Source organism: Pseudomonas sp. RW407 (assembly GCF_003176655.1).
Lineage (GTDB): Bacteria > Pseudomonadota > Gammaproteobacteria > Pseudomonadales > Pseudomonadaceae > Pseudomonas > Pseudomonas delhiensis.
In genome coordinates, this window is the sequence record NZ_QGSL01000029.1 from 792,648 (window position 1) to 805,438 (window position 12,791).

The 12,791-nt window shown below is 68.9% G+C and carries 13 protein-coding genes; 7 read left to right on the plus strand and 6 right to left on the minus strand.

The window, feature by feature from the left end:
* Together DK254_RS04410 and DK254_RS04415 are read right to left on the minus strand one after the other, a co-directional pair.
* The coding region (locus tag DK254_RS04410; RefSeq protein WP_109932999.1) for a metal-dependent hydrolase at nucleotides 1-822 on the minus strand (822 nt) is incomplete at its 3' end.
* Between the two features lie 381 nt (nucleotides 823-1,203).
* On the minus strand, nucleotides 1,204-2,133 hold the full coding sequence (locus tag DK254_RS04415) for a LysR family transcriptional regulator (protein ID WP_109932523.1): 930 nt from the start codon (nucleotides 2,131-2,133) through the stop codon (nucleotides 1,204-1,206).
* 166 nt (nucleotides 2,134-2,299) lie between these two features.
* Between DK254_RS04415 and DK254_RS04420 the strand changes: the two genes are divergently transcribed.
* The gene (locus tag DK254_RS04420; protein ID WP_109932525.1) at nucleotides 2,300-3,529 is read left to right on the plus strand and encodes an acyl-CoA dehydrogenase; all 1,230 of its coding nucleotides are present in this window, start codon (nucleotides 2,300-2,302) and stop codon (nucleotides 3,527-3,529) included.
* Nucleotides 3,530-4,338: 809 nt separating this feature from the next.
* Here DK254_RS04420 and DK254_RS04425 read toward each other — a convergent pair.
* Nucleotides 4,339-5,220, minus strand: a complete 882-nt coding sequence (locus DK254_RS04425) for a LysR substrate-binding domain-containing protein (protein ID WP_109932527.1) — start codon at nucleotides 5,218-5,220, stop codon at nucleotides 4,339-4,341.
* Between the two features lie 139 nt (nucleotides 5,221-5,359).
* Here DK254_RS04425 and DK254_RS04430 point away from each other — a divergent pair, with 139 nt between their 5' ends.
* Entirely contained in the window at nucleotides 5,360-5,962 is a 603-nt protein-coding gene (locus DK254_RS04430) for a glutathione S-transferase family protein (RefSeq protein ID WP_109932529.1), read from the plus strand.
* A gap of 258 nt (nucleotides 5,963-6,220) precedes the next feature.
* A complete protein-coding gene (locus DK254_RS04435) occupies nucleotides 6,221-7,360 on the plus strand; it encodes an HPP family protein (protein WP_109932530.1) in 1,140 nt (379 codons plus the stop codon).
* Here DK254_RS04435 and DK254_RS04440 read toward each other — a convergent pair.
* Together DK254_RS04440 and DK254_RS04445 are read right to left on the minus strand one after the other, a co-directional pair.
* The gene (locus DK254_RS04440) at nucleotides 7,357-8,220 is read right to left on the minus strand and encodes a LysR family transcriptional regulator (protein ID WP_089390697.1); all 864 of its coding nucleotides are present in this window, start codon (nucleotides 8,218-8,220) and stop codon (nucleotides 7,357-7,359) included. The genes DK254_RS04435 and DK254_RS04440 overlap by 4 nt on opposite strands.
* Nucleotides 8,221-8,251: 31 nt before the next feature.
* On the minus strand, nucleotides 8,252-9,454 hold the full coding sequence (locus tag DK254_RS04445; protein ID WP_109932532.1) for an MFS transporter: 1,203 nt from the start codon (nucleotides 9,452-9,454) through the stop codon (nucleotides 8,252-8,254).
* A 146-nt stretch (nucleotides 9,455-9,600) separates the two neighbouring features.
* Between DK254_RS04445 and DK254_RS04450 the strand changes: the two genes are divergently transcribed.
* Entirely contained in the window at nucleotides 9,601-9,831 is a 231-nt protein-coding gene (locus DK254_RS04450) for a DUF2789 domain-containing protein (RefSeq protein ID WP_109932534.1), read from the plus strand.
* A 1-nt stretch (nucleotide 9,832) separates the two neighbouring features.
* Here DK254_RS04450 and DK254_RS04455 read toward each other — a convergent pair whose 3' ends face one another.
* The gene (locus DK254_RS04455; RefSeq protein ID WP_089390694.1) at nucleotides 9,833-10,111 is read right to left on the minus strand and encodes a metal/formaldehyde-sensitive transcriptional repressor; all 279 of its coding nucleotides are present in this window, start codon (nucleotides 10,109-10,111) and stop codon (nucleotides 9,833-9,835) included.
* A gap of 63 nt (nucleotides 10,112-10,174) precedes the next feature.
* Between DK254_RS04455 and dmeF the strand changes: the two genes are divergently transcribed.
* From dmeF to DK254_RS34710, 3 genes are all read left to right on the plus strand, one after another.
* Nucleotides 10,175-11,131, plus strand: a complete 957-nt coding sequence (dmeF, locus tag DK254_RS04460) for a CDF family Co(II)/Ni(II) efflux transporter DmeF (RefSeq protein WP_109932536.1) — start codon at nucleotides 10,175-10,177, stop codon at nucleotides 11,129-11,131.
* A gap of 71 nt (nucleotides 11,132-11,202) precedes the next feature.
* Entirely contained in the window at nucleotides 11,203-12,102 is a 900-nt protein-coding gene (locus tag DK254_RS04465) for a pseudouridine synthase (RefSeq protein ID WP_109932538.1), read from the plus strand.
* A gap of 116 nt (nucleotides 12,103-12,218) precedes the next feature.
* Nucleotides 12,219-12,353, plus strand: coding sequence for a hypothetical protein (locus DK254_RS34710; protein WP_256595797.1), 135 nt, complete (start codon nucleotides 12,219-12,221; stop codon nucleotides 12,351-12,353).
* Nucleotides 12,354-12,791 lie beyond the last annotated feature (438 nt).

A 12,791-nucleotide genomic window follows, 5' to 3' on the forward strand; every position in this document is an offset into this window, starting at 1 on the left:
GAAGTCGAGCTTGTCCTTCCAGTAGGTCTCCAGCGCCTTGGTGTCGTGGTCGAAGGGATGGAAGCCGGGGCGGAAGTAGTCCAGCCAGGGCAGCACGAGCTGGGTGAAGTAGCCGTTGCGCAGGCCGAACAGGGTGACCAGGCCGTGCTTCCAGCTGCGCCAGTTGAACAGCTGGCGGTCGCGGCGCAGCAGGTGGATCTGGAAGCCGCCGATCACGCCGAGGAAGATCACGGTGGTCAGCAGCATCACCGCGGTACGGGTGAAGTAGCCGCCGTAGACCTGCTGGTAGACGTCGTAGGCCACCGCCTTGTGCTCGTTCTCCTCGATGGCGTGCCACATCCACAGCTTGTACATCTTCGGCGAGCGCATCTGGGTGCTCAGGTCCTCGCGGCGCAGCAGGCGCTCGGCCATGGTCGCGGTGAAGTGTTCCAGGGCGCAGGTGATGGCCAGGTCCTGCTTCTTGGTGGTGACCTTGCCGATGGCGCCGAGCAGGTGCTTGATGCGCAGCTCCAGGCGCTCCAGGTCGATGCCGTGTTCCTCGGCGTACTCGTTGTAGGCCGCGTGCTCCTTGGAGTGCATGGCCTCCTGGCCGATGAAGGCGGACACGTCCTTCTGCAGTTGCGGGTCCTGGATGCGGTCGCGCACGGCGCGCACGCTGTCGACGAAGAACTTCTCGCCGTAGGGGAACAGCGAGGACAGGTTGTTCATGAAGTGCGACATGAAGGGTTGATCATCCCACCAGTACTTCGGCGTCTCGGTGAAGCTGAAATCCATGCGCCGGACGGAGAAGTGGGCGCGGAGCGGTTCGGTCTGGGCGTTCATGGGCAACTCCTTGTTGTTGTTCGACGAGCCCCGGCGGCGATTTGGGCAGACAGCGGCGCCGGCGGGGCGGAGGGCCTGACACGGTGAATGTGTCATTGGTTGATGTAATTGTTGGAAGGATTGTCGGACAAAGGAGAGGTCCGATCCGGCCATGGAAGGGTTATTTGCGGCCAAGGAGGGGCCGGCCCGACCTTGGATAGGGGGAGGGTGTAGGAGCGAGCTGGCTCGCGAACGGTGTTTACCGGCAGCTGCGGTATATCGGGTTGACTCGGCCCCTTTCCCCAGCCCTCTCCCTGAAGGGAGAGGGGGCCGTTCGGTGTCTGTGGGGAGAATGGAGTCAGCCGGCAACCCCGGCTATTGCCGTGAAGCGCCTGTGGTGAATCAGCCTTGCTGTGCTTCGCGCGCCTCGCGGGCGGTGACCTGCTGGCAGAGCTCGATCAGCTGCTCGCGCATCCAGCGGTTGGCCGGGTCCTGGTCGGTGCTCTCGTGCCAGTACAGGTGGGTCTCCAGCCTGGGCACGTCGCTCACCGGCAGCTCCACGTAGTGCAGGCTGTGGTGGCGGGCGAAGCGCTCGGGCACGGTCACCGCCATGTCGGTCTGCTGCACCACGTTGGAGGCCATCAGGTAGTGCTGCGAGCGCAGGGCGATCTTGCGCTGCAGGCCCATCTTGCCCAGGGACAGGTCGATGTAGCCCAGGCCGCTGCGGCGGCTGGAAATCTGGATGTGCGTCAGCGACAGGTACTCCTCCAGGCTCAGCTTCGGCTTGGCCAGCGGGTGGCCGTGGCGCATGGCGCAGACGTAGCGGTCTTCCATCAGCTTGACGTGGCGCACCTGCGGGTCGGTGTTCAGCGGTGCGTCCACGGCGAAGTCCAGGCGCCCGGCGGCCAGCTCCTTGGTGGTCTCGCGGCGCTTGGAGAGGAAGCTCTCGATGTGCACGTTGGGCGCCTGGCGGCGCAGGCGCTGGAACAGCGGCGGCAGGATGATGGCCTCGGTGAGGTCGGTCATGCTGATGCGGTAGGTCTTGCTCGCCTGCTGCGGGCTGAAGGTGCGGCTCTCCTGCACCGACACCCGCAGCAGCTGCAGGGCGTTGCGCACCGGGCCGATGATGTTCTGCGCCATGGGCGTGGGCACCATGCCCTGGGCGGTGCGCACGAACAGCGGGTCGTTGAAGGTTTCGCGCAGGCGGGCCAGGGCGTTGGACACCGCGGGCTGGGTGATGCCGACGATCTGCCCGGCGCGGGTGAGGTTGGCTTCGGTGTAGATGGCATCGAAGACGATGAACAGATTCAGGTCGACCTTGTTCAGGTTCATCCCGTGGCTCCGCTTGTCATTGTTGTGGCCGGATCATACCCGGGATGGCGGACCATCATGCGGGTTATGAATGTTCATTGATTCGGATAATAGGCTAGGTAAATCGTGCTGCCTGTTCTAGCATCTTCCTCGACACAAGACAAACCCCTGCCAGAAGGTAGCCCCCATGGATTTCGCCTATTCCGCCAAGGTCCAGGACCTGCGTGAGCGCGTCACCGCGTTCATGGAAGCCTATGTATATCCCGCCGAGAGCGTCTTCGAGCAACAGGTGGCCGAAGGCGACCGCTGGCAGCCGACCCAGGTCATGGAGGACCTCAAGGCCCGCGCCAAGGCCGAGGGCCTGTGGAACCTGTTCCTGCCCGAGTCCGAATACGGCGCCGGCCTGACCAACATGGAATACGCCCCGCTGGCGGAAATCATGGGTCGCTCGCTGATCGGCGCCGAGCCGTTCAACTGCTCGGCCCCGGACACCGGCAACATGGAGACCATCGTCCGCTACGGCAGCGAGGAGCAGAAGCGCACCTGGCTGGAGCCGCTGCTGCGCGGCGAGATTCGTTCGGCCTTCGCCATGACCGAGCCGGGAGTGGCCTCCTCCGACGCCACCAACATGCAGGCCAATGCCGTGCGCGACGGTGACGAGTGGGTCATCAACGGCCGCAAGTGGTGGACCTCCGGCGCCTGCGACCCGCGCTGCAAGGTCATGATCTTCATGGGCCTGACCAACCCGGACGCGCCGCGCCACCAGCAGCACTCGATGATCCTGGTGCCCACCGACGCCCCCGGGGTGAAGATCCTCCGCCCGCTGCCGGTGTTCGGCTACGACGACGCGCCCCACGGCCATGCCGAGGTGCTCTTCGAGAACGTCCGCGTTCCCTACGAGAACGTGCTGCTGGGCGAGGGCCGCGGCTTCGAGATCGCCCAGGGCCGCCTCGGCCCGGGCCGCATCCACCACTGCATGCGCTCCATCGGCATGGCCGAGCGCGCCCTGGAACTGATGTGCAAGCGCGCCGCCAGCCGCACCGCCTTCGGCAAGCCGCTGGCGCGCCTGGGTGGCAACATCGACCACATCGCCAACTCGCGCATCGAGATCAACCAGGCCCGCCTGCTGACCCTCAACGCCGCGTACATGATGGACACCGTGGGCAACAAGATCGCCCAGAGCGAGATCGCCCAGATCAAGGTGGTGGCGCCCAACGTCGCCCTGCAGGTGATCGACCGCGCCATCCAGATCCACGGCGGCGCCGGCGTCTCCAACGACTTCCCGCTGGCCTACTGGTACGCCATGCAGCGCACCCTGCGCCTGGCCGACGGCCCGGACGAAGTGCACCGCATGGCCATCGGCAAGTACGAGATCGGCAAGTACGTGCCCAAGGAAATGCTGCGCAGCGGTCGTTGAGCCGGCTGTCCGGGCCAGCGGATGGTCCGGCGTGGCCTGCGGGTCCAATCGCGGACGGAGTCCGCTCCTACGGGTGCCAGGGAAGCACGATCGTAGGAGCGGACTCCGTCCGCGATTTTTGTCATTGGAAACGGCGGATAACCGCGAACGCGGGAGCCCAGAGATGTCGGGTTTGGGTGTAGCGCGCCGCTCCGAGTGCTCGGATGTTTTTTGTTTCGCCCCCTCGGGCGAGTCACTTTTGTCAAACGGTGGAAGGCCACCCCCGCAAAAAGGAACCAAAAAGGCTTGCCCCGACATACGGGCCCGATGGAGCCGGGCTACCCTCGCGAATTCCCCCGCCACGGAGGCCCGCCCCGACAGCACGTCCCTGTGCTGATCGGGGCTCTCGCGACATCCATGTCGCATGACCTCCTGAGCGCCGGTTTCGCTCGGCCTTCTGAAGGGGCGTTCCGGTGCGCTCGGATATTTCTCTGGAAGTCCAAAAGCCAGAGCCAGAGCTGACGCGCTTTTGCTTTTCGTAGGAGCGAGCTTGCTCGCGAACCCTGACTCCCCACGTTCGCGATAACTCGTAGGGCGCATAACGCCTACGGCGTTATCCGCCATGATCGCGGACAGAGTCCGCTCCTACGGTTCCAGGACGCACGGGCGTAGGGCCCTGCCCGCGAATCGCGCGCAGGGCGCGCTCCTACAGGGGAATGGCATGGCTCGGCCCGCGTAGGAGCGGACTCCGTCCGCGATTGGTCTCACCGCCCACGCCGGACACCCCGGTGGCACGGCCAACGGCGGATAACCGCGAACGGTCATTCGCCCTACGCCAGGTACCCCTCCACCTCCTCCGCCAGCCACTCGGCGAACACCGCCACCTTGGCCCGGGTCTCCTCCCGCTGCGGCCACACCAGCCAGTAGGGGTAGGCATAGGGCGCGCTGACCTCGCCCAGTTGCACCAGCTCGCCGCGGGCCAGGGCGCCGGCCACCAGGCTGCGGCGTTCGACGCTCACACCCAGGCCCAGGCGCAGGGCCTCCACCACCAGGTTGGAGTCGTTGACGGTGAACAGGCCGTCGCCTTCGGGCAGCGCCACGCCCGCCGCCTGGCACCAGGGCAGCCAGGACTCGAAGCCGTGGATCAGCGGGCCGGCGAGGATCTGCTGCGGCGTGCGCGGCAGGCGCCCGCCATTGAAGTGCGGGGCGCACACCGCCACCAGCTCGTCGTCGAACAGGCGCTGCTGGGCCAGGCCCTCCCAGTGCCCCTGGCCGATGCGGATGGCCACGTCGGCCAGGCCCTGGCGCAGGTCGATCACCTCCAGGCTGGCCAGCAGGCGCAGGCGATACTGCGGGTGGCGCCGGCGGAAGCCCGGCAGGCGCGGCAGCAGCCATTGCTGGGCGAAGGACGGCAGCACCGCCACCACCAGTTCGCCTTCGCTGGGCCGCGCCCGCGCCAGGCGCGTGGCCTCGGCGATGTCGCGCAGGGCGCGGCGCACCTGCAAGGCGTAGAGCCGGCCCTCCTCGCTCAGGCGCAGGCCGCGGCCCTCGCGCTGCAGCAGGGTGACGCCGAGCAGTTCCTCCAGCTGGCGCACCTGCTGGCTCACCGCCGAGTGGGTGACGTGCAGCTCGGCGGCGGCCTGGGTCACGCTGCCGAGCCGGGCCACGGCCTCGAAGCTGCGCAGCGCGGACAGGGGTGGATAGGCGCTCATGTAAGTTCTGCTAACCCTTGCAGTTATAAATCGTCGATTTTTTCCGCCCTTGCGAGCCGCTAGATTGGGCGACAACAGCGCTGACGCATGGCCCCTTCGGCCGGCCACCCCATGTAATCTCCAATAACAGGATGCCTCCATGCAACTGATCGGAATGCTCGATTCGCCCTACGTCCGCCGCGTGGCCATCAGCCTGCGTCTGCTGGACGTCGACTTCAGTCACCGCTCGCTCTCGGTGTTCCGCCACGTCGAGGAATTCCGCGCCATCAACCCGGTGGTCAAGGCGCCCAGCCTGGTGCTGGACGACGGCCAGGTGCTGATGGACTCCAGCCTGATCGTCGACCTGGCCGAACACCAGGCCGGGCGCAGCCTGATGCCCGCCGAGCCGGCCGCGCGGGTGCGCGCCACGCGCCTGCTGGGCCTGGGCCTGGCGGCCTGCGAGAAGGCCGTGCAGCTGTACTACGAGCTGCAGCGGGACGAGGCCCGGCGCGACCCCGCCTGGTACGCCCGGGTGGACCAGCAGCTGCGCGCCGCCTGCGCCGGCCTGGAGCTGGAGCTGCTGACCCAGCCGCTGCTACGCGACGGCAGCCTGGACCAGGCCGGCCTGACCGCCGCCGTGGCCTGGACCTTCATCCAGCTGGTGCATGCCGAGCGCGTGGCCGCCGGCGACTACCCGGCGCTGCGCGACTGGACGGCGTTCGCCGAGACGCAGGAAGCCTTCAAGGCCTTCCCGCCGGTGTGAGCCCTGCGCGGGCGAACCCGGCGGCTCGCCCACACTTCATCGTTATTGCAGTCAAACAGCAATAACATTCATTGGATATGCATCGTCGCGCTATCTAGGATGGCCTCCAGCCTTCGCCCCTGCGGCGAATCGCCGCTCGACCAACCATAAGGAAGCGCCCGCCCGACCGGCCCCAGGCCGGATCCGTGATGCGCGGTGCCTGCGTGACATGCATCCATTGACTGCCCCCCTTCCCGGCGCCTCTTGCGAGGTGCCGCGATGAAAGCCGCTGCCTTCGGCGCCTGGCTGCACCGCCTGGCGCCCTGCGCCGGGCCCTCGTCCAACCGCGACTGGCTGCGCGCCGTGCTCGGCTGCGGCCTGGCCCTGGGCCTGAGCATGCCCTTGTGCACCTGGCTGTTCGGCATCGACACCGTGCTGCGCATCGGCCCGCCGCTGGCCGCCTCCGCCCTGCTGGCCATCGCCGTGCCCTCCAGCCCGCTGGCGCAGCCCTGGTCGCTGCTGGGCGGCAACCTGGTGGCCGCGCTGGTGGGCCTGCTGCTCGGCCACTGGCTGGGCCACAGCTGGCCGCAGGCGTCGCTGGCCATGGCCGTGGCGGTGCTGCTGATGCTCGGCCTGCGCTGCCTGCACCCGCCGAGCACGGCCATGGCCTTCAGCCTGGCCCTGGGCGGGCCGCTGGTGGACCAGCAACTGCTGCACCTGCTGCTGCCGGTGGGCGTGGCCTCGCTGGCGCTGATCGGCGTGGCCCTGCTCTACAACAACCTCACCCGCGCGCCCTACCCGCGCAAGCTCGCCACCCCGGCCAGCAACCCGCACCTGACCGCCGACCCGCTGCCCGGCGAGCGCCTGGGCCTGCACGCCGACGACCTGGAAAGCGCCCTGGCCAGCGCCGGCGGCTTCGTCGACGTCACCCCCGAGGACCTCGAACGCCTGCTGTTGGCCGCCGAAAAGCACGCCAGCGAACGCCTGCTGGGCGGCATCCGCGCGCGCGACATCATGTCCCGGGACATCCGCTCGGTCAGCCCGGACGCGCGCATCGAGGAGGCCTGGGGCCTGCTCGACAAGCACCACCTCAAGGCCCTGCCGGTGCTCGACCGCGGCCACCTGGTGGGCATCCTCACCTTGAGCGACCTGTTCCGCGGCCAGCGCCGCCTGCGCTCGCCCTTCGGCCAGCGCGTCGGCAACCTGATGACGCACCGCGTGCAATCGCTGCGCGAGGACGCCCAGCTGCCGGAGCTGATCCAGCTGCTTTCCGACCAGGGCCGGCACTGCCTGCCGGTGGTCGACGACGCCGGCCGGCTGGTGGGCATGCTCAGCCAGACCGACCTGATCGCCGCCTTCCGCCACCTCTGGCTGCAGCCGCAGGTGCAGGCCGAGCGGGCCCTGCAGCTGGCGGTCTAGGCCTCGTAGTCCCAGCGCTGCGACCAGTCTATGTCCTCGGCCACCACTTCGCGGAGGATGGCCAGGGCGTTCTGCAGCGCCGGCGAGTCCTTCTCGCGGGAGTACACCAGGTAGGTCGGGTAGATGAATTCCGGCGCCAGCGGCACCCGCTCCAGCACCCCGGCCTGCAGGTAGCTGTGCACCACCCGCGTGCGGAAGTAGCCGCTGCCGCCGCATTGCAGCAGGTGCTGCAGGGCCAGCGGGCCGAGGCTGAAGCGGGTGGCGGCGTGGGCCCGGTCCGGCAGCGCGGCGTCGTGCTGGCGGCGGAACTCCTCGCCCCAGTCGATGTAGATGTAGGGCTCCGGCTGCTGCGTCGAGCGCACCAGGATCAGCTTCTCCTCCAGCAACTGCTCCACCTGCATGCCCGGCCAGTAGTCCGGGCGGTAGACCAGCGCGGCGTCGAGCACGCCCAGCTCCAGCTGCTTCTGCAACTGCTCGCCGCTGCCGACCTCGGCGTGCAGGGCCAGGGCCGGCATGCGCTGGCGCAGGCGCACCGTCCAGCCGAGCATCAGCGGGTTGCTCAGGCTCAGCTCGCCGCCGATGCTCAGCGCCTCGCGGTAGCCCGCCGGCAGCGGCAGGTCGCGCCGCGCCGCGTCCCAGGTCTGCACCAGCTGGTTGGCGTAGCCGAGGAAGCGCTCGCCGTCGGCGGTCAGCCGGGCGCCGGCGCGGCTGCGCTGGAACAGCCGGCAGCCCAGCTGCGCCTCGAGGTTCTGCACCCGCGCGGTGACCGTGGTCTGGGTCACGTGCAGGCGCTGCGCGGCGGCGACGAAGCTGCCGCCACGGGCGATTTCCAGGAAGGTGCGCGCCAGGTCGATGTCCATGGGATGGGCTTGCGGCGAAGGATGCCGCAGTCTAGTCGAACTCCAGTTCCTCGTGGCGCTGGCGGGTGAAGCGCAGCAGCCAGAGGCAGATGAGGAAGCCGCAGGCGGCCAGCGCCGCGGCCACCAGGAAGATGCTGGCGTAGTCCGAGTGCGCGGCCACCGCGCCCATCAGCGGGCCGGCCAGGCCCAGGGCCAGGTCGAAGAACAGCGCGTAGGCGCCCAGCGCCGAACTGCGGCTGGCGGCGGGGATGCGCAGCACCGCCTCGACGCCCAGCGCCGGGTACACCAGCGACAGCCCGGCGCCGGTCAGCGCCGTGCCGAGCAGGGCGAAGGCCGGGCTCGGCGCCTGCCACAGCAACAGCAGGCCGGCGCTTTCCACCAGCAGGCAGAGCACCGCCACGTTGAAGCCGCCGAAGCGGTTGATGGTCCAGGACAGCAGCAGCCGCGCGCCGACGAAGCTGATGCCGAACAGGCTCAGGCACCAGGCCGGGTCGGCCCAGCCGCGGCTGCCGTAGTAAAGGGTGATGAAGGTGGCCAGGCTGCCGAAGCCGATGGAGCCCAGGGCCACGCACATACCGTAGGGGAGTACCCGGCCGAGCACGGCGAAGAAGGCCATGCGCGTGCCGGCGATGATCGGCGCCGGCGCCCTGCCGCGGGCCAGCAGCAGGCCCAGGCCGGCCAGCGCCAGGATGCCGGCGCCCAGGCTCCACAGCCCCAGGTGCGCGGCCATGCCCACGCCCAGCGGCGCGCCCAGGGCGATGCCGCCGTAGCAGACGATGCCGTTCCAGGAGATCACCCGCGCGGTGTTCTGCGCGCCGACCCGGGCGATGCCCCAGCTCGCCGTGCCGATGCCCATCAGGCCCTGGGCGAAGCCGATCAGCAGGCGGCTGCCCAGCAGCAGCGCCAGGCTCGGCCAGGCCAAAGCCTGCAGGCTGGTGGCCAGCAGCACCAGCGCGCCGCCGCCGGCCAGCGCCAGCAGGCCGTAGATCACCGCGCGCTTGGCCCCCAGGGTGTCGGTCAGGCGCCCGGCCAGCGGCCGCGAGGCGAGGGTCGCCAGGTACTGCGCGCCTATCACCACGCCGGCGGTGGTGGCGTCGAAGCCCAGGTCGTGGTGGACGAAGCCGGGCAGCACCGGCAGCAGGAAGCCGATGCACAGGAACAGCAGGAAGGTGAAGACGACGATCGAGACGATCTGCAGGGTGACGGCGTGCGGACGCTGCTCGGGAGAGCTCATGAACGGGCCTGGCGCGAGGGGATGTCAGGGACTGCGCCATCATTGCCCGATGCCGGGAAAATTGAAAGCCACCTATCGATTCCGCGGCCGACCGGCCGGCGCCGAACGCCTATAGTTGATGCACGACCGACCACCGGAGGCCCACCATGGACACCACCCCACACACCTTCGCCGAGCTGTTCAAGCAACTGGGCCTGCCCAGCGGCCGCCAGGAGATCGACGCCTTCCTCGCCGCGCACCGCCTGCCCGAAGGCCAGGCCCTGGCCGATGCGCCCTTCTGGAACGAAGCCCAGGCGACGTTCATCCGCGAGGCCCTGGAAGAGGACTCGGACTGGGCCGAGGAAGTCGACGAACTGGCCGCGCGGCTGTCCCACTGAGCTACTTCAGGTAGGAACGCAGCACGCCCATCACCTGGTCGAGGTCTTCCGCGCGCTGCTGCGGCGTGCGCGCCTCGGCCGCCAGGTGCTCGCGCAGGTGCCCTTCCAGCACCTCGGCCATCAGGCCGTTGACCGCGCCACGGATCGCCGCGATCTGCTGCAGCACCGCGGCGCAGTCGCCCTCCTCCTTCTCCAGCGCGCGCTCCAGCGCCTCGCTTTGCCCCCTGATGCGGCGTATGCGGGTGAGCAGCTTGCGTTTGTCGCGGATGGTGTGGGCCATGGGCTGACGTCCTCAAAGTATACTGGGGTATAGTATATGAAACGGATTCCGGGACATTCTCCCATGCCAGCCCCCGCCTTCGCTCCCTCGCACCCGCACGACTTCCACGAAAGCAACCCGCTGGCCGAGCGCGACACCCTGCGCGCGGTGGTGCTCACCGCGCTGATGATGGTGCTGGAGATCGCCGGCGGCTGGTACTTCAACTCCATGGCCCTGCTCGCCGACGGCTGGCACATGAGTTCCCACGCCATGGCCCTGGGCCTGGCGTTCTTCGCCTACGTCGCGGCGCGGCGCCTGAAGGGCGACGGGCGTTTCGCCTTCGGCACCTGGAAGATCGAGGTGCTGGCCAGCTACAGCAGCGCCCTGCTGCTGCTCGCCGTGGCGGCGTTGATGCTGTTCGAGTCGCTGGCGCGGCTGATCAATCCCTCGCCCATCCACTACGTCCAGGCCATCGTCATCGCCGCGCTCGGCCTGCTGGTCAACCTGGCCTGCGCCTGGCTGCTGCGCGACCACCACGAGCATGAGCACGGGCACGACCATGACCATGACCATGACCATGACCACGATCATCACCACGACCACGGGAACGCCCATGGTCACGACCTCAACCTGCGCGCCGCCTACCTGCACGTGCTGGCCGACGCCGCCACTTCGGTGCTGGCCATAGTCGCGCTGCTCGGCGGCATGCTCTGGGGCGCGGCCTGGCTCGACCCGCTGATGGGCATCGTCGGCGCCGTGCTGGTGGCGATCTGGGCCCGTGGCCTGCTGCGCCAGAGCAGCCGCGTGCTGCTCGACGCGGAGATGGACGCGCCGGTGCTGGAGGAAGTGCGCCAGGCCATCGCCGCTGGCCCCTACCCGGCGTGCATCACCGACCTGCACCTGTGGCGGGTGGGCAAGCGCAAGTACGCCTGCATCCTCAGCCTCAGCACCGCCAGCCCGGCGCGGCCGGAAGACTTCAAGGCGCTGCTGGGGGTGCACGAGGAGCTGGCCCATGTGACCGTCGAAGTGAACCCCGCCTGAGGCGCCGGGCGGCCTTTGACGATAGCGGCCATCTGCGGCCTAATGCACGCCCCCGACCGTCGCCGCCGCCCATGTCCGAGAAGCCGTTTTCCGCCGCCCAGCACCGCGCCAGCACCCTGCACCTGCCGGCCGGCCCCTGGTCGACGGTGCTCGACTGCCTGTGCGCGCGCTTCCCGGCGATCCCCCGCGAGACCTGGCTGCAGCGCCTGGCCCGCGGCCGCGTGCTGGATGCCGAGGGCCGCGCCCTGGATGCCACAACGCCCTACCGCGAGGGCTTGCGCGTGCACTACTTCCGCGAGGTGGAGGCGGAAACGCCGATCCCCTTCGAGGAGCGCATCCTGCACGTCGACGAGCACCTGGTGGTGGCCGACAAGCCGCACTTCCTGCCGGTGACGCCCTCCGGCCAGTACGTCGAGCAGACCCTGCTGGCGCGCCTGGCCCGGCGCCTGGACAACCCGCTGCTGGTGCCGCTGCACCGCATCGACCGGCCCACCGCCGGGCTGGTGCTGTTCTCCGCCAACCCGGCCAGCCGCGCCGCCTACCAGGCGCTGTTCCGCGAGCGGCGCATGCACAAGCGCTACGAGGCCATCGCCCCGCCGCTGCCGCAGCTGGAATTCCCCCACGTGCGGCGCAGCCGCCTGGTGGACGGCGAACCCTTCATCCTCATGCGCGAGGCCGAGGGCACGGTCAACAGCGAAACCCGCATCGAGGTGCTGGAGCGCCGCGAGCACTGGTGGCGCTACGCGCTCTACCCGGTGAGCGGCAAGCGCCACCAGCTGCGCGTGCACATGGCCGCCCTGGGCGCCGCGCTGCGCAACGATCCGCTTTATCCACAGCTGCTGCCGGAAGAGCAGCGGCGCAGCGACGACTACAGCCGCCCGCTGCAGCTGCTGGCCCGCCACCTGGCCTTCGACGACCCGCTGACGGGCCAGCCACGACAGTTCGACAGCCAGTTGCAACTGGACTGGTGAGCCGGGCCTTTCATCGATTTCATCAATAGTCGAAAGCAGGAAGTTCCATTTCCGCCGGGGGTGGCCGTTGCGCTTTCATAAGCGTCATCCCACTGACGGAACGCAAGGAGCCCGCCATGAGCTATACCGCGAAATCCTTCTCGGCCCTGGTCAACGCCCTGCTCGCCGCCGGCATCACCCGCCCGGAGCAGATGGCCCGGCAGCCCTTCCGCAACGCCCAGGGCTACTGGTCGGCGGAGGTCAAGGCATGAACGCACGGACTTTCCGCCACTCGCCGCTGGGCGAGGATGGGTCGCTGCTGTTCTACCTGCTGGCGGTGGCCTGGTTGCTGTGTTCGGGGGTCTGAACCCCCGGGCCTCGTAGGAGCGAGCTTGCTCGCGAACCCTGGGCCTGTGCTCCGATCTCCACCCCTTTGTCATTGAAAAGACGTCGGGTGTGGGTGTAGCGCGCCGCTCCGAGTGTTCGGACGTCTCTTGTTTCGCCCCCTCGGGCGAGTCCCTTTTGTCAAACGCCACAAAAGGAACCAAAAAGGCTTGCCCCGCATACGGGCCCGATGAAGCCGGGCTACCCTCACGAACTCCCCCGCCACGAAGGCCCGCCCCGAGGGTACGTCCCTGTAGCCCATCGGGGCTCTCGCGACATCCATGTCGCATGACCTCCTGAGCGCCGGTTTCGCTCGGCCTTCTGAA